20 protein-coding genes are annotated in these 22,852 nt (G+C 33.2%); 1 reads left to right on the top strand and 19 read right to left on the bottom strand.

Annotation, left to right across the window (positions count from 1 at the left end; translation table 11 throughout):
• Window positions 1-14: 14 nt before the first annotated feature.
• The 10 genes from ES675_RS13890 to ES675_RS13840 all read right to left on the bottom strand — a co-directional run bounded on the left by ES675_RS13890 (window position 15) and on the right by ES675_RS13840 (window position 12,035).
• Complete coding sequence (locus ES675_RS13890; RefSeq protein WP_066250392.1) at window positions 15-800, bottom strand: hypothetical protein; 786 nt, start codon at window positions 798-800, stop codon at window positions 15-17.
• A gap of 4 nt (window positions 801-804) precedes the next feature.
• Window positions 805-1,548, bottom strand: coding sequence for a class I SAM-dependent methyltransferase (locus tag ES675_RS13885; protein ID WP_066250388.1), 744 nt, complete (start codon window positions 1,546-1,548; stop codon window positions 805-807).
• A 773-nt stretch (window positions 1,549-2,321) separates the two neighbouring features.
• The gene (locus tag ES675_RS13875; RefSeq protein ID WP_066250385.1) at window positions 2,322-3,518 is read right to left on the bottom strand and encodes a glycosyltransferase family 4 protein; all 1,197 of its coding nucleotides are present in this window, start codon (window positions 3,516-3,518) and stop codon (window positions 2,322-2,324) included.
• 403 nt (window positions 3,519-3,921) lie between these two features.
• Window positions 3,922-5,115, bottom strand: a complete 1,194-nt coding sequence (locus ES675_RS13870) for a glycosyltransferase family 4 protein (protein ID WP_148367517.1) — start codon at window positions 5,113-5,115, stop codon at window positions 3,922-3,924.
• Between the two features lie 445 nt (window positions 5,116-5,560).
• Window positions 5,561-6,463, bottom strand: a complete 903-nt coding sequence (locus ES675_RS13865) for a hypothetical protein (protein ID WP_066250378.1) — start codon at window positions 6,461-6,463, stop codon at window positions 5,561-5,563.
• Window positions 6,463-7,890 (bottom strand): MBOAT family O-acyltransferase, encoded by a 1,428-nt coding sequence (locus tag ES675_RS13860; protein WP_066250375.1) that lies wholly within the window; start codon window positions 7,888-7,890, stop codon window positions 6,463-6,465. The genes ES675_RS13865 and ES675_RS13860 overlap by 1 nt, the downstream gene beginning before the upstream one ends.
• A gap of 68 nt (window positions 7,891-7,958) precedes the next feature.
• Window positions 7,959-9,062: a glycosyltransferase gene (locus tag ES675_RS13855; protein WP_066250372.1), complete on the bottom strand. Its 1,104-nt coding sequence runs from the start codon at window positions 9,060-9,062 to the stop codon at window positions 7,959-7,961.
• Window positions 9,055-9,597 (bottom strand): LbetaH domain-containing protein, encoded by a 543-nt coding sequence (locus ES675_RS13850; protein ID WP_211362533.1) that lies wholly within the window; start codon window positions 9,595-9,597, stop codon window positions 9,055-9,057. The genes ES675_RS13855 and ES675_RS13850 overlap by 8 nt, the downstream gene beginning before the upstream one ends.
• A 54-nt stretch (window positions 9,598-9,651) precedes the next feature.
• Complete coding sequence (locus tag ES675_RS13845; protein ID WP_066250365.1) at window positions 9,652-10,650, bottom strand: glycosyltransferase family 2 protein; 999 nt, start codon at window positions 10,648-10,650, stop codon at window positions 9,652-9,654.
• Window positions 10,647-12,035, bottom strand: coding sequence for an asparagine synthase-related protein (locus ES675_RS13840; protein ID WP_066250361.1), 1,389 nt, complete (start codon window positions 12,033-12,035; stop codon window positions 10,647-10,649). Before ES675_RS13840 ends, ES675_RS13845 begins: the two co-directional genes overlap by 4 nt.
• A gap of 154 nt (window positions 12,036-12,189) precedes the next feature.
• On the opposite strand from ES675_RS13840, the gene ES675_RS13835 reads away from it, so the two are divergent.
• Entirely contained in the window at window positions 12,190-12,921 is a 732-nt protein-coding gene (locus tag ES675_RS13835; RefSeq protein WP_148367515.1) for a class I SAM-dependent methyltransferase, read from the top strand.
• 70 nt (window positions 12,922-12,991) lie between these two features.
• Here the strand turns inward: ES675_RS13835 and ES675_RS13830 are convergent, their stop codons facing one another.
• The 9 genes from ES675_RS13830 to ES675_RS13790 form a co-directional block, all read right to left on the bottom strand.
• On the bottom strand, window positions 12,992-14,137 hold the full coding sequence (locus ES675_RS13830) for a glycosyltransferase family 4 protein (RefSeq protein ID WP_148367513.1): 1,146 nt from the start codon (window positions 14,135-14,137) through the stop codon (window positions 12,992-12,994).
• A gap of 2 nt (window positions 14,138-14,139) precedes the next feature.
• Complete coding sequence (locus tag ES675_RS13825) at window positions 14,140-14,658, bottom strand: GNAT family N-acetyltransferase (protein ID WP_148367511.1); 519 nt, start codon at window positions 14,656-14,658, stop codon at window positions 14,140-14,142.
• Complete coding sequence (locus ES675_RS13820) at window positions 14,655-15,635, bottom strand: polysaccharide deacetylase family protein (RefSeq protein ID WP_066250338.1); 981 nt, start codon at window positions 15,633-15,635, stop codon at window positions 14,655-14,657. The genes ES675_RS13825 and ES675_RS13820 overlap by 4 nt, the downstream gene beginning before the upstream one ends.
• 1 nt (window position 15,636) lies before the next feature.
• Window positions 15,637-16,725, bottom strand: a complete 1,089-nt coding sequence (locus tag ES675_RS13815; protein WP_066250333.1) for a GNAT family N-acetyltransferase — start codon at window positions 16,723-16,725, stop codon at window positions 15,637-15,639.
• A 641-nt stretch (window positions 16,726-17,366) separates the two neighbouring features.
• Entirely contained in the window at window positions 17,367-18,269 is a 903-nt protein-coding gene (locus ES675_RS13810; RefSeq protein WP_066250329.1) for a glycosyltransferase family 2 protein, read from the bottom strand.
• Between the two features lies 1 nt (window position 18,270).
• Window positions 18,271-19,062 (bottom strand): glycosyltransferase, encoded by a 792-nt coding sequence (locus tag ES675_RS13805; RefSeq protein ID WP_148367510.1) that lies wholly within the window; start codon window positions 19,060-19,062, stop codon window positions 18,271-18,273.
• A 1-nt stretch (window position 19,063) separates the two neighbouring features.
• Window positions 19,064-20,029: a glycosyltransferase family 2 protein gene (locus ES675_RS13800; protein WP_066250318.1), complete on the bottom strand. Its 966-nt coding sequence runs from the start codon at window positions 20,027-20,029 to the stop codon at window positions 19,064-19,066.
• 72 nt (window positions 20,030-20,101) lie between these two features.
• The gene (locus ES675_RS13795) at window positions 20,102-21,322 is read right to left on the bottom strand and encodes a glycosyltransferase (RefSeq protein ID WP_066250315.1); all 1,221 of its coding nucleotides are present in this window, start codon (window positions 21,320-21,322) and stop codon (window positions 20,102-20,104) included.
• A 37-nt stretch (window positions 21,323-21,359) separates the two neighbouring features.
• The gene (locus ES675_RS13790) at window positions 21,360-22,850 is read right to left on the bottom strand and encodes a glycosyltransferase (RefSeq protein ID WP_066250310.1); all 1,491 of its coding nucleotides are present in this window, start codon (window positions 22,848-22,850) and stop codon (window positions 21,360-21,362) included.
• Window positions 22,851-22,852 lie beyond the last annotated feature (2 nt).

Below are 22,852 nucleotides of genomic sequence, written 5' to 3'. Positions count from 1 at the left end.
AAATGAGCAATCAACTACCAAATGCCATATATTTTTTCGTCTTGAAATTCTAAACCCTGAATTAAGGTTAGATACGTTTTATCATCCTTAAATTTCATATATCGAGAATGAAAGTGCTCATTATCAAAACTACTGCCTCCTCCATATCTATTCAAAACTTTTTTAGACTCTTTTATTGTTTGGATATAAAATAACTTTAAATCAATAGCACTTAAGTCACGAAGTAAAAAATTATAGCGTATAACATGATAATCAATAACATCGTAATAGTCATGATGGTCTTTCCAAAGTAGCTTTGTCTGATTTAGAACTTTATGATCACTTTTTAAGTGTTTGGCCATATGAGAATGATTTAGTCTACTAGCCATAACATTCCTCAAATCTCTAACAACTACAAGTTTGAGGTAATCAACATTTTTTAAACGCGTTTGTGTTATAAATTCACAGGACTCATTATAATCCTGAATAAGTAAATCTTCATACCCTACAATTATTAAGATGTTTTTAGAAAATCTGTATTTTGTTTGTAATCCATCTCGGACATCTAAATTAGAACAAGCCTTCTGATTATTATAAAAAATAACGGTAGCATAAGAAGAATCCATTATCGTTTTCATCAGGTAGTGATTACCTGAACGTCTCATCCCATTTATAAATATAATGCTTGTGCGCTTCTTATTAATTCGAATAAAGCAATTTAAAAAAGCACCATAACATTGTAAATAGATAGCATAGGGTTTGGATCGCCATAAACGTTTTCTCAATTTAAAAAACTTAAACTTTTTTGAAATATCCTGCATTTTTTTAACGGTCTTTATATGCCACAGCCACCAAATGAGCAGTATTTTGTGAACACTGTTCCAGCCCTCTAGATTGGAATCTATTAACAACAGTTCCTAGTAAAGATTTCAATATTCGAATAGGATTGGTGCTTTTTAAACTTTGCAAGCTCCAAACGCGGTATTTACCGGTACTAACGGCATAGTGCACATCTACAGTATCAAAATATTGGGACAATAAATCATGCAATTCTTGTCGGGTATAATGCCGAACATGATCCGGGTTTTTCCCAGGGCCTTCATTCTTAATAAAATCACCATTAGGAGTTGTAAAATAAGCCCAACCGTTTTTTTTAAGTACTTGAGCTATATGTTTTACAAACAGATCATCGGCCTCCACATGCTCAATCACTTCAATACTCACCACGGCATCATAACAAGCTTCTGGCAAAGTGGATTGGGTCATATCTTGTATAAGAACATCAGAAATATTTGATCGTTTTTTTTGAATATTGGTTAATATCGATTCCGTAAAACCTAAATTCAAAGCTTCTTTCGTTCCGGCTTCTTGCGGCACATCTAGCAACGTAACATCGGCCGCTAAATTAATAGTATAGGGTGATTTACGTCCACCCACATCTAAAATAGAAAGGGGTTTATTAACGCTTGCATCTGTTTTTATAAGTCGCTTTATATCATTCCGTACGGTGACCAAATGAGTTGTCATAAGCGGAAACGTCAGCCAACGCATAAATTCATAAGAGGTCATGGGCAATTTTTTACGTTTTAGATTACAATAATAAGTGTTATCTATAAGATTTCCACAAGGTTTCGTAAAAAGCTATAAATTTTCATTTAACAAAATATACAGATTCAAGACCAATAATGCCCAACCCGATTCTTTTAAGCATGTTAGAGCAATAATATCATGGATACTCTCATAGACCTAAATGTTATAAGGATACTCTCAAAGGCTTTCTATTTCGGCCTATCCAAGATTTATCGTAAAACTTGATAGCTAAAGGATCGTTTAAAATAAAATCGAATATAGGCCTAACGTTTTTTGTTTCTTTTTTGGGCAATGCAAATCGAAGATTCACGAACACCAACAATAAAATAAACAAATGTGGTGAGTAAAAAAGAAAAGAAAAGAAAAGAACGGATATATACCGTTCCTAAACCACAAATAAAAACTAACAATTCATCAAAATCACAACACATAAAATTAAAATATCCAAACGGCCTATGTTTCAATTTCGTAGTAAAACAAATAAAAGCCGCAGCAAGGGCAACGGAGGATGGCCTAGCGTAGCGATTGCCATCCGCAGGCAAAGGCCTTTATGCAGTTTTCAAGAAAACGAAAATAAGCCTAGATTTTTTTGGTTCGTTTTTTCATCGATGGAAAAAATGAACTTTATAAATAAGTGTGTAAATCAAAGTTTCACGAACACCTTAAAGCGTCATAAGAAGCAATGTGAGTAAAAAAGATAAGATTGATAAACTATAATATCTAAAATAGAAAATTATTATAATATTAGCTTTCTACCTATTATAAAACGCCAAAAATGCGGCTTGCTGTTTATTAAGATTAAATTCATCACAAACACGCCGTATGGCGCGTGTTCTTATAGCCTCTTTATCGTCTGCGGAAAGCTGAATAACCTGTGCCAATTGTTTGGCTAAAAGCTGTGGTTGGCGTTTAGCAACCACCCAGCCCGTTTCATCATGCAACACGTTCTCTTGCAAACCTTCAGCATCACTCACCACACAGAGCAAACCCATAGCTTGAGCCTCTAAAACAGCATTACAAAAACCTTCTTGAATACTGTATTGTATATAAATGGAGGCATTTTCCAATCGCGACTTAACCGCATCTTGGGGTAGTTTTCCGGTAAATGAAATATAATCTAGTAAACCTAACTGATGCGCAGCAAAAACAAGTCGTTCGCTTTCACTCCCAGCACCAATAATGGTATAATGAAAAGCAATACCTGCAGCTTTTAGGTGCGCTAATGCTTCAAGTGTATATTCCAATCCTTTTTTCCAATGCAATCGCCCAACAGTAATTAATTGCACGTCTGGATTAGCATCAGCTGGACCATGCCGTTTAAAAAACTGCGTATCAATAGCGGGTGTGATCACCTGAATGTTACGAGGCAAAATAGAATATTCAACTAAAGTCTGTTTCATTTCTTCAGACAACACATGGTACCGAACTGCCTTGGTAAACAAGATATTAAAACAACCCGGGTGCTTTAATGGGGATAAATACAAATCATAGCCTCTAAAACTCACCGCCATTTTAGCGCCCATGGCTTGCGCCACATTTTCGCGTTTTACAGCCAGCATCCCAAATCCAAAATGAAGCCAATCCACATTCTGACTAAAAAAAAACTGATTTAAAATAAGCTGTTTCATATTAGCTTTTAAAGCTATACCATCGGCTTTATTTAAAGCAAACAATTTATAGCTTCTTCTAGGGTGCATAAAAAGCGACCGTATTAGGGCTATAAAACCAAACCAAAAACGGTTCAAGATACCGCCTCCAAAATGAGGTGCGGCTACAACCTGACAACCAAAAGTTCGGTCTTCAGGCCCTGAATAATCAACAAATAAAATAACATCAAACCCCCGATCCTGTAGCCCACTTATTTTATTTCTAAAAAAGGTTTCAGAATAGCGCGGCACGGTGGATAACACAAGACCAATACGCTTATTAGATGTTGTTGTTTCTATCATATATGGTAAAAATTCATGGTTCTAGGTTTCATATTATTTCCTATGTTCAACATAATAAAGCAATTTTTTTAACTTTAACTTCAATTCCAACTTAACACCTCACAACACACAACTCAAACCACATCCCTACTCCCAACCTCAAAAATCAACACCTACCTGCCGTAGTCATTAGTCACTTTTAATTTTTCACTCTTCACTCTTCACTTTTCACTGTTCACTTTTCACTATTCACTTTTCACTTTTCACTCTTCACTTTTCACTCTTCACTCTTCACTCTTCACTCTTCACTTTTCACTGTTCACTTTTCACTCTTCACTCTTCACTCTTCACTCTTCACTCTTCACTTTTCACTTTTCACTTTTCACTTTTCACTTTTAACTTTTAACTTTTAACTTTTAACTTTTCACCCCTCTAACACCCCTTCATAAAGCCCAAGCATCCCTTTAACCATCAGCTCCTCACGATGATTAGTTTTTATAGCTTCCAACCCATTCTGACGAATGCGTACGGTTTCTAGGTCGTTCAAATTGGCAATCTCAATAATTTTAGCAGCCATCGCATTTGAATCCCGAATAGGAACCAAAAACCCCGTCTCACCATCATAAATAACCTCATCCATACCGCCACAATCCGTACTTAAAACCAAAGTCCCTAAAGCCATAGCTTCCAGTACCACGTTTGCAATCCCTTCTTTAACACTGGATAACAGTAATAAATCGGATTGAGAAATAAGCTCTTGAACCTGACTATAAGGTAGTTGATTTAACAATGTTACCTGTTCTGAAAGGTTTAAGTCATGAACCTGATAAGCAAGTTCTATATCCTTAGTTCCACCAACTATAGTATAATGAAAATCAAAACCTTGCGCTTTTAGTATCTTACAGGCATCTAATGCATAGGTATAACCTTTTACCCAATGAGGCCGTCCTACGGAAATAATATAAAATGGCTTATCAGCCAAATCCAAAGGTTCCGTTTTCTTTTCAATGGCAGCTTTAATTTCAGAAGCCGGTAATCCACTATACACAACGGTTATTTTGTTTTGGACTGCACCATATTTTTGAGCTTCCAAACCAATAGCTTTGGATACCGCATGAAACCCGTCAACTTTCGGAAAGTATTCCCGATACATAGCAGCTAAAGCAGCATCCGCTATCGGCGAATAATTAATGTGGGCACCGCGCAAACTCAATACCAATTTCATACCAAAATCCTGAACCCAAATCCAATCCTTTAGGCCTTTGGCCCACTGCAAATGAAATACGTCAGGCTGATGCCATAGCACAGGATAATATTTAACTTTCGTATAAACATCTGTTTTTTGCTGCTGTTTTAAATAGGCATCCAACCGTTTTTTATCACCACCTTTAAATAAGGTCAAGAGTATACTATAACGCATTAAATGCCAAAACTTGGACAGGCGGTTCAATCGATATCCAACCACCCTAACACGAGACGAATACCTAGGCCGTTTACGTAAAATGCCAAAAAGAATCACGGGATGCCCAGCATCAGCCACACCTGAAATCAGACGCTCTATAAAGGTGGTACTCGGTATTTCTCCAGAGTAAATAGCTATTTTTAAGGGGGTTTTCAACAAGTCATGTTTTAAAATCTAAAGGTAAAAATCTTTAGGAAACCAAACCCAACTATTTCAATATTTAACCACAGGCAATAAACCCTAACAATTTTTGGCTCCTCCCTTTAGTTAAAGAGGCGACCGAACGTTAAGAAATAGTCCAGTGGACTATTTTAGTAAAGGGGCGAGCTGGCGAGCAGGCAAAAATAAGTTAACAAAGTTTGGACGGGGAGTTTGTAGAATTGCGATGAAATGCGCTATGACTTTTCCAAAAAGTACAACGGAGATCTAGACGGAGGGTTTGAAATATAAAAATCGACCAAACGTAAAAAAATAGTCCTGTGGACTATTTTAGCAAAGGGGTCTGCCTGCCGAAGGAAGGCGAGCCGGCGCGTGGACATTTCAGATTATATAGGATATTTAACCTGAAGATTGAAAAAAACCAAAAGTCCCCTTCGGGGATTTAGGGGCTTATATCGGAATGTATCGAGAACATACCCGCAAACAGCAAACTAACCGTCTGCCGTCCCAAACGATTCACATGAAAATCATCATAAAAATACCGCGTATCGTTTAATACATCGGAGTGATTTATTACAGGAAAAGAGGTTGGCCCCGTCTCCACTGCCAAGGTTTTATGGGGTGGTATATAAACAACTAATGCCATGTCATTTTTAGCACATAAATCCTGAATCTTCTTAAAATAAGGGTTTTTAAATTGGAGCGTTTTGGAGCGTCTAGAAACTATTAACGCCGAAACCTGGGTGGTAATAGGATAGCTGTAATTCCCATAGGCATCAAACCGATTGCGTTTTTGGGGTTGTACCAAACTAACCAAAGACGGATAAAACAATTCCGCATTATAATAACCCACACCAAGCATAGGAAACCAGTTACTATTGGCTGATATCCGAGCAGGACTCCCGGGAAAAGAGCCATAATAATCATAAACATAACCCCTCGAAACATAAGGCAAAAAACGATAGTCATTACCACTTAACACATGGTCTATAACATCATAATCCAAAATACTAGCAGCTAACACACAAATTGGAGTTTGCTTACCGGATGCAATAAAATGCTGGAGCATCAAATACTGACTGGATAAACTCGTATCATCCATAGACAAATTTAATCCATGCCTACCTGAAACCGAATCAATTACCTGCGTATTAAGCGTTGTTAAACCCGTGCTAGAACCCAAAATAATATAATCAAATTCAGAGGTTTGTATTTGCTGCTCCAAAAATGAGGGCTTATAAAACGACCCTTGGCGCAATGCCCATAAACTGCCATAAGAGATAGCCGAAGAAACCCCTATAAATAACAGTAAAATAAAACCAATACGTTTGAAGAATAATCTCATTAAAATTGAAAATATATAAAGTCTACTGGATTCTTATAAACACCCATAAACACAATTAACACGGCTATAAATACAGCATGATAAGGGCTTAAAACCACCTCTTGCTTATTACGCTGTACGGTTCGAAACTCATAAAAAAGCAACACCAAAATGCCAAAAGCGGTAATAGCACTAAATAATAGCGATTTGGAACTACTATAAAACAAACCTAAAGATAGAGAATCAAAACGAACAAGGTCTTCCAATAGCGTCCAGGCAATAGTTACGGTATCGGCTCTAAAAAAAATCCATGCCAAACAAACGCATATAAAAGTAAGTAAAATACGCGGGACCTGTTGGAGTCGCATCCGCGTGCTATCTATATAATTCCGGTTTTTTCCACCAATAAGCAGTGGTAAAAACAAAAGGGCATGAATCCCACCCCAAATAATAAAGGTCCAATTCGCGCCATGCCAAAAACCACTCACCAAAAACACAATAAACACATTCCGAATCTGTAACCACATCCGCCCTCTAGAACCGCCTAACGGAATATATAAATAATCCCGAAACCAAGTAGACAGAGAAATATGCCAACGTCTCCAAAATTCCGCAATATCTCGAGAAAAATAAGGGAATGAAAAGTTCGTCATTAAGTTGAACCCAAAAAGTCGTGCCACACCTATGGCGATATCTGAATACCCTGAAAAATCACCATAAATTTGAAAAGCAAATAGAACAGCTCCTAAAAGCAGTTCCGCAGAACTATAACCGCCAGAGCCATTAAAAATCTGATTCACAAAAAAGGCACAATTATCAGCAACCACCATTTTTTTAAATAAACCCCAAATAATAAGAGACACACCGCTTATAGCCAAATCAGAATGAAAGATTCGGGGTTTCGAAAACTGGGGCAATAAGTGCTTAGCACGTTCTATGGGGCCAGCCACCAATTGCGGAAAAAAGGCCACGTACGTAGCAAATTGTACCATATTCTTGGTGGGCTCTAATTGCCTTCGGTACACATCAATAGTATAACTTAAGGTTTGAAACGTATAAAAGCTAATCCCAACGGGTAAAATTATGGTGAGCGTTTCTACAGACATGCTCACGCCTATACTGCCCCAAGCATCCACCCAACTGTCCACAAAAAAATTATAATATTTAAAAAAACCGAGCAAGCCTAAATTACAAATCAAACTAATACCGAGTAATAGCTTCCGGTTTTGGGGTTTCTCCGCCTTTGCTAAACCGTGAGCCACCATATAATCAACAAGCGTACTAAAAATAATCAAACCTAAAAATCGCCAATCCCACCAAGCATAAAACACATAACTGGCTACTAACAATAACACATTCTGTGCAGACAACGAACGCTTAAATACAAACCAATACAGTATAAATACTATGGGCAGAAAAATAGCGAAGTCTAGGGAGTTGAATAGCATAATATTAAAGTACGTCTATTAGAATAATTGTACTATTCATAAATTACATTTAATTTTCATTTATAAAATCACTTAACCAATTTTAAATATAAGGTTTCATGCTTTTTTAAAAAATCTTCTATAGAAAATTCTTTTACAACCTGATCACGCATTTTTGAAGCAAGATCCTCTTTAGCTTCAACAGACATTTGCCTAACAGTGTTAATTTTTTTTGCTAACACGTCTACATTACTGGCTTCAAATAAACAATCCGGAAATTCTTTTAATATATCTTTTACACCAGACACGTTGGAACCTAACACAACACACCTCATAGCCATAGCTTCCAACGGAGCGTTTGGAATCCCTTCTCGTCGTCCCTCATCTTTAGTTGGAATCACGAACAAATCAGCTAAATCTAAAAACGGTCGTACATCTAAATGCTTCCCAACAAATACAAAATTTGTATTGTTACCATAGTGCGCTTTTAAATTTTGTCCGTAATCACCCTCATCATCTCCTACTATAAGAATTTTCACAGCATCATCTTCCAATTTTTGCACAGCTTCAAAAAGAATTTCTATTCCTTTAACCGCCACCAAATTGGCTACAGAAAGTATCACAAAATCGTCAGATTTAAAATACGTTTCTTTAGTTATATCCCATGTATCAATTACAGGCTTATAAACTTGGGTATCTATAGCCAATGGAAACCGTTCGATTTTATGGAGCATTTTTGAAAAGTATTGATCTATCATATCTTCATTTACCACAATTACTTTGGTACTTAATTGAGAACGCCATGTCCAATACCGATTCCCCCAACCCATCGCTTTTTTAGTATACACATATGGAATACCTGCTAATTTAGCGGCCAAAGGTTCAGAAATATCAGAACTCCAATGCCAAGAGTGTATCACATCAAATTGATGGTCTTTAAAAAACCGACGAATTTTTAATACTCTGGATAAAAAAGTAATTCTAGGTCTATACCTTGCCGTAAATGGAAATATATGAACCTTCACATCTAGCCTTTCAACCTCTTTAAAAAAAGCACCTTTCTTATGGAAAACGCAAATTTCAGGATCAAAAATCGTTCTGTCTAGCCCTTTTACTAAGTCATAAACGGACTTGCCACTTCCAGCAGTGTTAAAGTTAGGAATAGTATATAATATCCGAATGCGTTTACTCATGAGGCAAATTACGTATTAGTTTGGCAGGATTCCCAGCTACAACACAATTGGATGGCACATCTTTAACAACCACAGATCCTGCACCAATAACAACATGGTCTCCAATAATAATATCACCAATAATAACAACGTTAGCACCAACGGTAACATCATGACCAATGATAGGCAACTGCGTGTTATCATTAGCTTTATTCCCAATGGTTAAACCATTCCGAAATTGAAAATTCGATCCAATGGATTTCGCATTAATAACCGTTGCAAACGGATGATAGCACATGAATCCACCTTCAATTTTGGTGCTTCTAAATATTTTACAAGGAATATCATCTGTAAACCATTTTTTCCAACGGTAATTCTGTCCTCTAATTCGCCAAAAAAAAACAAAAGCAAAGTCGGGATAATAAATCATTAAATGCTCAAACTTCTTCTTTAACGTATTTGGTTTGGTAACACAGCCTCTAACCTCTATAGTTTGTTCAATATCAGCTTGTATAAATGCGTTATCAGTAACGTAAAGATTATATAATTGTATCACGATAACTTTTTTCAAAGCATGTTTTAATAAACGCATAATTTATTTAATTTATTATTAAAACTCGCTTATATGCTTTTGCACATAAGCTTTAGATAAATAATAAAGATATAGTTTTAATAAAATTTCAATTGGTAAAAACACTAAAACTATAAGATACAATTTTATTCTAAATGCTACTCTTAAAGGACTAACTTGTGAGGGAATCTTTTTAAAAGCCATATAACGTTCAGCAAAATTATCTGAATAATAAATGATTTTACCCATCGTATTAAAAACTTGATTAAAAAGATGAACTTTATACTCTTCGTCCAGGTTATGCTCATAGTACAAGGGTAAATCAGCCTCTATAGTCCTAGACCATAAATGATGAACTTGATTTATTTTTCTTTTAGATTCGGAAGTGATAGAATCAAAATGTTTAAAGTACAAATATATGTAGGTGTCAATATAGGCAACATTACAAAGCATCCCTAATTTAATATCCAAAGCGGTATCGGTTCCCATTGAAATATGCGTATTATAAATTCCTATTTTCTCGAAAACAGATTTACGGTGCATAAATGCAGCTTCACCAACTACCGAACTTAAATCTAAAAACCATTTTAAACCTAAGTACGGTTTTTCCTTAAAAGTTACGGCATGAGTCTCATCCCTTGGTTTAACAGTATTAAATAAATCCTCATTGGATTTCACCATACGACCTACAACTGCCTCAACCTCTGGATATTTATCAAGTACATCTATCATTCGATTTAAGGCTTTAGGATATAGTTCATCATCCACATCTAATTGATGCAAATATTCACCTTGCGCCTTTTCTATACCTTTATTTCTAGCATGAGCCTCACCTTGTTTAGGTTGGACAAATAATTTCACCTTACTATCTGTTTCTAATAATTCTTGAATTAAGCCCGCTGAATTATCTGTCGAATTATTATCTATAAATATAATTTCGTAATCAATAGCTTCTAAATTTTGTGCTTTGACAGATTGATAAGCTCTTTTAATAAAATTCTCACCATTGTATACTGGAATTACGACTGATAATTTCATAGGCATTTTTTATATTGTTTGTGCCATTGAGCCAAAGTCAAGAGCATACTTAAAGGATGTGAGTAATGAACGGGATCCGTTGTTAAGAAATGCTGATGGATGTCTTGCACAATAGATTCAGGAATAAACTGATGAAACTCTGTATTAAAAATATGACTTTTTAAAACCTCGTTATTTTCAGTTCCTACAAATTGCAACTCCCAATTCCGTTGTACATAGGGTTCCCCCATTAAAGCTTGCCCTGTGCGTTGCAATTTATTCCAAACCCGGTACGGCAAATTATAAGGGACTTTATTATATAAATAGGTGTTTAGACTAAAAGGCTTATGGTCTTGCCAAGTAATACTAGCTAACCCTTCGTCCTGCTGCAAATGGGCTATTTGCAAGCGTCTATCAGCCAAATAGGCTTCAGGAACTGTACAAACAAAATCACACATCCGGTTATCATAATACGGTAACGTAATAGGATGTGCTGCAGCAAACACACTTAAATTAGTCGTTGTCCAACGGTGCGCCCACTGACTCGTTTTAAAGGCACGAACTTTAGCACTCACATTGTCTATGGCAATTGCAGATAAATCGGTTTCAATCCGATCCATAAAGTACGATGTAAAGTCGCCTGGCAAATTCCAAAGCTGCCATAACTGCTGGGCAAGTTCCAATCCTTTAGGCTTCACCATTTTCTTAAAAAGTAATGGAATAATATCTGCTTCAGTCGTTTGTTCCGGAGCGCCACGATCAAACAACACATCACCCCAATGCCCCAATGAAAACACCCCAGTCATAGCTTTCAACTCGGGCAAAATAGCCATCTGCCGCGGATGGGTAAACTCGGAGTAACAACCATTAATTTGGGCCAATTCATCAATACAATCCCATAAATACCCTGGTTGAATGATAAATGGACTAAAGCTAAACCCACAAACCTGTGCAATGTCTTTACTAATCTCATGCTCTGCAAAGCCTCCTTTAAAACTATAACTATACCCATGCACAGAGTTAGGCAAATCTTTTAAAATCAGCGCTTGACTTCTACTGTCCAAACCTCCAGACAGAGGCAGAATAACGGGGTTATCACCCACCTGCTCTTTCGTAATGCTGCGTAATAATTCAATATATTCAGCCAAAGTATCTTCAAACGAAATGTCCCGAGGTGTATAATGCCAATGAAACCAAGGTTCACTGTTTACTAAAAAACCCACGTCGTCTATGGTATGGTTATGGCCAGGAAGCAAGCAAACTTCGTCTTTCCAATAGGTATCGCTACCCATAAAAAAACCCGTAGCCATAAAAACACAAATGGCTTCTAAATTAAGCTCATGAGGTTTATTTGGTCGTTTTGCAAACGTTTGTTTATTAGGGATGATTGGAGTGGTTATAGTCATAGCATTTATAGAGGACTAATATAATAAGATTCAATTTAAGTATAAAAACTATTTATAAATAAAAAAAAGAGGTTAGTCAAATTCTAATGAAATATATAAATAAATGAACTAATTTAAATCGAAATTTGTTAGTTTTAAGCAAACAAATATATTTATGAAGAATGTAGATCAATTTTATTTAAATCGATGGTCCCAAAATGAAAATTGGTCTAAAATTGGGCCAACTAAAAAAAAAAGACTATATAATTTATCAATGTTATTAAATACATATTTTAAAGAAAACAAAAGCATTCAATGTATAGATTACGGATGTGGTTCCGGATGGTTATTTCATTATTTATACGAAATGGGATTTGAAAACCTTTATGGTTTTGATGTTACACCGAGTTCGTTAGAAATAGTACAAAAAAAATTCCCTTTTATTAAAAAACTTTGGAGTGTCACAGATGCTTTTGATCAAAATATACCAGATAATTTTTTTAATTTATGTATTTCATCTGAAGTTTATGAACATATCACTTTTGCCGATAAACCAGAATATTTAGATAAAATCTACAAGCTTTTAGCCGCTGACGGCTATTTGTATTTGACGACACCCAATGGCAAATACAAAAAAACAGGTATTTTAAAAAATGAATACCAACCAATTGAAGATTGGAACAAACCAGCCGAAATTGAAAAGTTATTGAAGTCATCAGGATTTAAAATATTAATCAAAAACTCATTTTATTTTAAACCACATTTAAGTTTAACACATAAACTGTTATTCAATACAAAAGCTACAAAATTGTTTACTTACTTGGGAATAAAATCAAGCGTAGATAAATTTATTGGAAATAATATGTTAGGATTATCTACTTATTTTTTCTGCAAAAAAATCGATTAATAAATAAATTCTATAGATTTCAGTAGCATGTTATCATGATCAAGGATGAAATATCAATAAGCCTATTTATCTAAATAGTAATTTTATCATACATATTTTCATAAGCACTGATTTCCTCATCGTAATTTGAATTAATGAGGCTGGCCGAATTCCGAATGGTAGTCATTAATTCCTTGTTACTGATAAGAGCATCTAATGCCTCTGCTAATAATGATGAATTTCCTTTCTCCACCATAAAGCCATCTTTTTTATTCCTAAAAACTTCAGGTATCCCTCCTGCGTTCGAAGTTACTATAGGAATTCTATAAAATAGAGCTCTTAACAGAGTATTGGGTATGCCTTCAGTTAATGAGCATTGTAAGTAAATAGTTGTTTGTCTTAACATTTGGTCTAAATCTTGACTATTTAGATGTCCATGAAAAGTCACATATTTTTCAAGTCCCATATCATTCAAACAAAATTTAAGTTCATCAAACTGCTCATCCGTATAGGATCCGCAAATATGATATTCAAAATCAATACCGTTGTTTTTCAAGATGAACAACGCTTCTAGTGCTAATCGATAACCTTTTGTCCAATGCAAGCGTCCTATAGTAGTAATTTTTATGCAATTGTTTTTATACGACAAATCATCAATTTTAGAATCTACTTCTACAGTTCTGCGAATCACAAAAAATTCAAAAGTTTTTTTTGTTAGCTTATCTAGACTAATTTTTAGATGTTCCGAAACTGTATGCACATAAGATATGTTTTCAAAGACATTTAATAAAAAGGTCATCTCCTTATTAGACCTATATGGTCTTACCAAAACATCACTACCTCTAACAGAAACTAAAGGTTTAATATTTAAAATATTAAAAAATGAAATCAAATGAGGTTGCAACAATTGAATATGATGTACATGGATAACATTTGGAGTGAACTTTATAATAGTGGCATACCTCCCAAAGTAAAATATGGCTTTTTTATAGCGCAATCCAGCCTGCTTTTTATACTTAAAGAACAGTTTACAATTTTTAATTGCAATGAATACATACCATAACCATCTATAGTTATAATGTTTAAATGAATGAACTTTTAAACCATCCTGTTTACTACTCTTACCGAAAGTTATGACTTTACAGTCAACTTGCGAGGCTATCAAACGTTTTATCAACTTTAAATTATAAGGCTGACTGGCATTGGGAAAGGAAGCAAATACATGAACAATAGTCAAAATTAACGAGTTTTATAAAATTGATAATAATTATTTTTAAATTTTACACTATAAATCCTATGATCAATTTGAAATCCTAATTTTTCCAAACCCTTTCTATTGGCTTTATTATTAAAATTAGTATATACCCACGCTTTATCATATCCAGATACTTTTGCATTATTCAAAATTTCACTATAAACAAAGCCATTAATTCTATTACCTTTAAAAGCTTCTGCAACACGAACATGGTAAATCCAAAATTCACCGGGTTTAATTTCTATTTTCTTTCCAGCCTGTTGAATAAAATGGAAACCCATAAATTGAACCCAATGATAACTCACGGGTTTATTATTAACTAAAGCAACATAGCATTTATCTCCTCTCTGCAATCTCTGGATCAAACGACTCAAATCCAAATATTTTACGGAATGAATAAGTTCTATGTTATCTTCATAAAGTTCTATAACCTCTATATCAATTTTCGGGCGTACTTGTTGTACAATTTCTAAACTGTGAACGTACATCAGTTCAATATTCAAAGTTGGGCATAAGAGTCGTATAAGCCTTCTAATCCTGTAGAACATAGTGTGTAATTATTATTTAAGTGCAAAAACAAATCATTTAATGAATCAAGAAAATCCCTAACCTCTTCACTATTTTTACAGTAAGGACTTCCATTTACCAGTATTTCATTACTGTGGAACATAATATTTAATATCGCATACTGTTTTTCTCTAAAATGATTTTTTATCACATAATCTGATATGTTAATCATTTCTAAAGAACTTGCTCTATAAGGTCGCAACCATTCTGTTTTTGAAGTAAAACCAAACTTCTTTAATACTTTTTTAAATACAGTAGTTTTACTCTCTAAATGGCTTAATACAAAACTAGGCAATTTTTCAAAATCACGATTTATTAAAGTAAGTGGTATTTGTAGTAGTTTATCTTTATTATTTATTTTAATAACATAATAGGGTTCTAGTTTTATACCCCAATGATTTATTTTTTTTCCATTATCAAAATACAGTGTCTTAAAAGGAGTTACACTGGAATCTACTTTATACCCCAAATCAAGTAAGATATTGGTAGTATAAGTACTTGAACCAAAACGACCAGAACGGAAACTTTTAGGTAAATATCCAAATTTAGTATTAAATAATTGAGTTAAGTTTTCCAGTTTCTCTTTTTCTACTTCATAACTTAAGTTAGCTTGAATGTTTTTCGTTCTATTGGCTTCAAAATTGGCATTAGGACCAATAAATTCTTCATGCAAATGAGTTCCAAACTCTACATTCTCTATGGTTTTTAATATTTGTACGCTAGAATCGTCCATTAAAACTTCTGGACTCAACAAATAAGTTGCCTTAATATTATATTTTTTAAAAATAGGCTCCAAAAGAGATTTTTGTAATGCAATATTTCTAAATGATATGGGTTTAGGGATTTCCCAATTAGGATCTTTATCACATTCCGTATCTATGGTAATTAATAAATACACCTTCTTTTTAACCATATTAATGTCTTAATATTTTAAATCCTTTACTAACTAATTTCGTCGCTTTCAATCTAAACGACTTTGGATTATTTATCTCAATTTGAATAAACATATTATTCCTATTGACTAATTTACTTTTATAATCCGATAAACCACGCATATGGTTACAACTTTTGATATTAAGATCATTAAAACTTCTAATCATTAATTCCTTCAATAAAACTTTACCTGGTGAATACCTTTTAAAATCTTCATTATAAGCATGATTCCAGTGATATCTTATAGAATTAAACACCCAATCTAATTGAAACGCCCATACGGTTTGACTGCTATCCATTAACAACGTTAATTCCACTTCATTCTTCTTTTCATAAAGTGTAATGAGCTGCTCTAAAAACCCTTTTCTTTCAGCTGTCATGTAAGTATTTACTTGTCCCAAGGAGTCCCTCCTAGTTGCATACAGGTTTATATTATCAATAAGTCTTAAGTATATATCCGTATAAAAAATTTCTATATATAACTCAATTCCATCATTTTTTAAGCGTCTTTCTGCTTTGTTTAAATCAGAATTGTTTTTTAAAAACTCTTCTCTCTCGTATGTTTCCCAATTTTGAGAATTAGTATCCACCCAGTAAAAACCATTTGGTCTACTTAAATCAAACGCCAACCCATGCTCATTTAGAGCTTGTATTAAGGGTGTAATTACTTTTGAAGTTTCTGATATGTTTTTTAAAACAATACGATCCCAAAAGTATTTTTTCTTCAAATACTTGATCATTAACAACAAAATATCCTTTTCAAGTCCTTTTCTTAAAGGAATATCAAAAAAATCTGTCGGGCCATTACCTAAAATCTCTAAAATATGGTATGACCAAAATCGAGTGGCGCGACTTTTTTCAAGTTGCATAGGCAAACAACCAACAAGCTTATTATCAGCATAGACACAAAGTATTTTAAGTTGACTCTTTTTTAAATAATTATCAATATATGCTCGCAACCAGTTAGAGTTTAACTGAACAATATGCTCAACCTCCATAGTTACTAAATAATCAAAATCATACCAAAACTTTTCATCTAAATCGATATAACTAATTAACCTTAAATTCATTCTATAAATAAAATAATTTATTAAATTTTAAATTAAGCTTTTACTTTTTTTCTCAAAATAAATAGATTCCAAAGCACAAAATCATTTAATAATTTTAACTCATTAATAATTTTGCGCAATGGCTTTTCTAGTAATCGATAACTAATTGCAGCTAAAATTAACAACAAAATTAATGACAAGTAAAATATAACATTCAAATTGCTAAATCAATAATGTTTTAAAATCTTGGTTACCCAAAGAAAAACGGGTTTTTGCAAAATATAAATGCCATAACTAATCTCTCCTAAAAATATAAAAAAATCAAATCTCATGAGCTTTGATAAGTTCCCTTTATTACAAGATATTATACAATAGATTATGGGTACAAACAGGAAAGCTAACATCCCATTATGATAATTAATGCCTATTTTAAATTTTAAAAGCAATATGGTTAAAATTACAAGAACAATAATAATAAAATCATATTTCTTATAATTCTTTTATTTACAAAAATTAAGCCTAAAAGATTACCTACCAAAAATTCATTTAAATGCATAATTGGAAAATAATATAATAAATCGTGGCTTTTAGATGGAAATCCTTGATAAAAATAAGAATATTGCGAATTTACTAATCGCTTTCAACGATGTGCTGCTCATATCTCAATATTTAAAAAATAAATAAACAAAATAAAAGCCATCAGAAATATCATTACTAATAATTTCCCGGAATAAACACCATTTCTTTCTAAAACCATTACAATGATTCCGCAGAATCTGTTTATAGCGTTTCGCCTCAACCCGTGCAATTAACTCTTTATCAGTTTTACCAAAACGGTTGATACCCCATTTTAAGAGTGATTGAGTTAAAATACGGTAAAGTCTATATTGTTCAAATGGATCTATAACAATTTCTTTTGTCATATTAGTATCATGCTTCCTAACACATGCTAAAACATCTTTCAATGCATAAAACGGATAATAATAAGCGACGCGTCTCCAATACTCCCAATCTTCAAAAATGGTGAAATTTGGATTAAAATAACCTACGGTGTCAAAAACTTTTTTCCGCAGCAAAGGTGTTATCGATGTTGTTCTATTTTTTAATAAAAAATCTTCAAATACATAACCATGGTTCCCTGTTTGTGCAATAACACGACCAGTACGAACGCCATCGCTATTCACGTATTCTATATTTCCTGTTACTAAGCCAATTTCTGGATGCCTATCTAAAATGGCAACCTGCTTTTCTAATTTATCTTGTAGCCAAAAATCATCATCATCACAAAAAGCTATATAGTCACCATTAGCCCTATGTATCCCGTAATTTCTGGAATCTGGCTGACCTGTATTGGGTTTAAAATAATAAGTGCAATGGGAGAATAATTCACATATCAATTTATTTTTATCAGAAATATCAGGTTCCGATCCGTCGTCAATTAATAGTATCTCAACATTCAAATACGTTTGATTAGCAATAGAACGTATAGCTTCCTCCAAATAAACATATCTATTATATGTTGTTAAAATAACACTGACCAATGGAGGATTTAATGAATTATTCACCTTAAGAACGTTTTATGGATTGTTTCATACTATAACCCAACATTTTTAAATACTGCTTATTCAAAGTTTCCTTACCGCACCATAAATTATTAAAGGCTGTTAAAAACCCTTTGTAATAGAATCTTTTTTTTAGGTAATAAAATTCAGAATATTCAACCCACGATTTATGCCATAAATGTACAGCATACGTATCTGGTTTTACATAACTCATATAGTCCGTATTCGTTTCAGCATCCTCATAACTATAGGGATAAAAATAATCTTTAGGACATACAACTACACCATCCATTTTTAAAACATTCTTAAACTTCCCATGAAATTGATAAAAATCACGAAAATTGGATGTCAAAATTTTAGGGATTGTAATTTTATTAAATTCAATATTCTTTAAGGACATTGTATCATAACTTTCTATACAAGTCTTAATGAAGGGATGTCCTTCAATGGAACCAACTATAGCACAATTTATAAACCGTTCTTCTTCGGCACCAAAAAATAAATCATAATTAAGAAAATCATCAATTGGTTTCAAAAAAAGCATATCCGTATCTAAGTAAACACCGCCATGTTTATATAAAACATCTAACCTAACATAGTCAGAGACAAAAGCCCATTTTTTTTTATTGTAGGCATACGCAACAAATTCTGGCGTCAAATCAACATTAGTTTCATTCCATTCAATAATTTGGTAGTCTGGCAACACCTGTCTCCACGTTGCAATACAATCCAAAACCAATTGAGGCTTTTTAGTATTACCAAACCAACAGTAATGTATAGTTTTGGGTATGCTCATATTAGAAGTTTATTTGCCGTTTTCTTAAATAAACATATAATTTATAACTATTAAAACGAAAGATAGTCATCACATTTAATAAAAAAATTATGTCTAAATATTTTGGTTTGTCTATAAATAATCTTGACATTTCTTTTGTAATGTATTTACGGTTTTTTACATCATTAAAACTATATGCCTCATAATATAAACGCATTAAGGGTTCATAATTAAAACGAATGAGTCCCAAATCATGAAGTGCAATAGACCTTTTTAAATTTTGGATATAGGTATAGGAAATAGACGCCTTATAGGATTCAATATAAGTTTCATTTTGCGTTGTTTTGGAATGCTCATGATAACGATATAAAAATAGTTCTTGACCTGCAATGGCATAGGAGTCCTCATGGATCTTATAAAAAAGTCTAGAAAAAAATTCAGTTTCTTGTCCTTTAGTGAGGTTTTCATTGAATAACAATTTACCTTTTAGAAAAGATTTTTTAAAAAGTACTGAATTTGTTATCACTTGAAAATTCCAAAACAAATAATCTTTAAAAATGTATTCCTTCACTTTAATAGTAAGACTCATTTGTTTTTTTAATTCCGCATTAACCAAAGCGCCTTCACAAACTACAAAATCAATATTATTGTTAAACAATATAACTTTTAAACTTATAAAATGGGGCAGCATCAAATCATCACTATCAAACCACTGAATATAATCACCTTGACTTAATTCAAACCCATAATTACGCGCACCATTCCCACCTGCCAAATGGCTATTTGGACGTTTATGAAATTGAAATCTGCTGTCTTTATCTATATAATTTGTAACCAGTGCTTGGGTGCCATCCGTGCTCCCATCATCAACCACTATACACTCCCAATGGGTATAGGTTTGAGCCAAAACAGAATCCAACGTTTCACCTATTAAATGGGCACGGTTAAACGTGGGAATAATAATGGAAACAAGTGGTTGCACGAACATGAAAACGTTTTACGGGACTAATATACAAAGTCAATTGAATTAGAAAGATGAAAAAACGGATGAATATTATTTTTAGTTATATAATTCAAAAAACTTGGCACTCAATATGTCTCTAGAAAAACTAGTCGCTGCAAAATCTTTGGCCGCAGCACTCATCGTATTATATAAACTAGGGTTATTTACCAGTTTTAGTATGGCTGCCGCATAATCTTCAATATTTTTCTCTTCAATTAAAAATCCCGTTTTATTATCAGAAAGCGTATAAGGAACCCCTCCACTGTTAAAGGCCACTACAGGTAATCCCATGGCTTGGGCTTCTGCAGTTACAACGCCCTGCGCTTCTGCCCTATTAGTAGTATCAGTAATGGAACTCATTAAAAAAATATGATGTTCATCTAATAAATCCTTTATTTCCTTCTGGTTTTTAACGCCTACTAAAAACACAGAATCTTTCAAGTCAAGCGCCGCCACTAATCCTAACAAATTATCTTTTTCATGGCCTCCTCCAACAATAGTATATGTAACCCGATACCCCTGATCAATAAGTAGTTTAATAGTTTTTATAGCATATTCGAATCCCTTAAGTTCTATTAACCGCCCAACAGATATTAAATGTATAGGTGAGTTAGTAGGCAAACTTTTTTCTACTTTAGCTTGAAAAAACTCCAAATCAATGCCCATGGGAATAAGTCGTATTTTCTTTAAATCCGCACCTAAAAGTTTTACCTTTTCAGCTAAATATGGCGTATTTACAGTTATATAACAAGACGCTTCTAAAAGCCCTTTATATTGCCTTTGCATAGTGTTAAATACTTCCAAATTTTGAAAATGAGCATCATACCCATGAAAAGTGGTGATAATACGACCTTGTAACAGCCCTATTGATTTCATTTGAGCCACCTCTAACCCGGCCAATGCAAATTGAATATGAAAAACCGATATGTCTTTAAATTGATTGTAGTAATTAAGCTGAAAGGGCAAAGTTGAAAACCGTTCTCTTACAGGTATATTATTTACTCGCAACCAAAATTTCAAGTACTTAAATATTAGAAAAAAAGCTTTAACTCTTCTTTTTATTTTACTTCTTGGTATTTTAAAATCTACTTTATAGGTCTGATCAAATATATTATGTCTTGTTAAAAGTTCTTCTTGAGAAGAAGCACTAGAAGACAAAAGCTTTTTGGTTAAAATAACAACAGCAAAACCATGTGCTTTTGTATGCAAAACCTGGCTTGTTACAAATGTTTCTGAGAAGGTGGGGAAACTGGGTACTACAAAACAAACTGTTTTCATTTATTAAATCATTATTGTTAAGTCTATTTCATATAACCTAATCAGAGTTCAAGCGTTTATAAACGTAAAAATCCGACATTGAAGTATCATTTGGTTTTGTTGTATCAAATTGATATTTATTGGCACTAAAAGTTTCCAATTTCCATTCTGAAGATAAATTTTTTTCAATCCAATCCGTAAATTTCCAACTTCTAACATGCTCAGCTATTCTAAAATCATAATTACTAGAATATATTATCACATATTTTGTGGAAGCTTCAAATAATTTTGTTAAATATTGTTTAAAAATATTTTCTTCTGTTAAATGGTATATAACATCAAGTGAAAGTATTAATTCTGATTTTATCGTACCGTAAAGCACATCATTTACTGTGTAGAAAGACTTGCTATTATCTCCTTTAAACTCAGACAAACAAATCTCTATGGCTCTTTTCGACACATCAAATCCAATATAATTTTTATAATTTGCTAGAGTTAATTGATTACCATCTCCACAACCAAACTCTACAACCGTATTAATTTCATTTTCACTAACAAAATCATTTAAATATTCTGCTTTGTAATCTGCCAATCTACCATAGCTTCCAGAACCAGAATTTCCTTTACGAACATATCGTTCTTCCCAATAATTTTTTGACCCTGGAAAAACGGATTTCAAATTCCGTTTCTTTTCTACTTTAAATACTCCAACTATGCTTTTAATTTTTTTTACAGCTTTCAGACTTTTATGAAGCAGCGTCATCCACAAATCATTTAGCTTCCCCATTAATTTATTACTTTTAATCTCGCTATATCGTTTATATTCATGACTTTTAAAAAAGTCCGTGTCTGATAGAGCTTTTTTTGCATCTTCGTAGAAAGCTGGGAAATTATCAAGAAGACTTTGTTTTTTTTCAGAAAGTAATATTGACCTAAACTCAGGGTTTCCAGAAATACCATCTGTATCATAGACAGTGATAAGTAAATCTATATGCTTATACGAAACATTATGTTTACAAACAGCACTTACTAAAAAATCCCAATCAGATACAATTTTGAAGTCTTCTCTATAGTAATGAATAGTATTAAATAACGAACGTTTAATAAACGTAGCAGGATGTGGTAAATACCCTTTATCAAAAAAATAACTAAACCCTAAAATTTTAGGAAATTCCTTAATTTCAGGTTTTCTATTATTAAAAAGTAAGAGATTACCATAAATTAGATCTTCCTGAAAATCATAGGTAATAGCCTTTTCTAAAATAAAATCGGAAACCAAATAATCACCACTGTTGAGGAATAATATATAATCACCTGATGCTTTATTAATTCCTTTATTCATTGCTTGATAAATTCCATCATCAGGTTCACTGACCCAAAATGCTAAATCATCAGAATACTCTTCAATAAACGTAGAACTTCCATCGTTTGAATTACCATCAATTATAATATATTCCACACTTTTATAACTTTGATTTAAGACACTTAACATTGTGCGTCTTAAGCCTTCGAGGTTATTATAATTTATAGTGATTATAGTTATTAACATAG

Source organism: Algorimicrobium algoritergicola, from assembly GCF_008086165.1.
GTDB lineage: Bacteria > Bacteroidota > Bacteroidia > Flavobacteriales > Flavobacteriaceae > Algorimicrobium > Algorimicrobium algoritergicola.
Note: the sequence above shows the minus strand (reverse complement) of the source record. Positions and strands in the feature narration are given on the sequence as shown.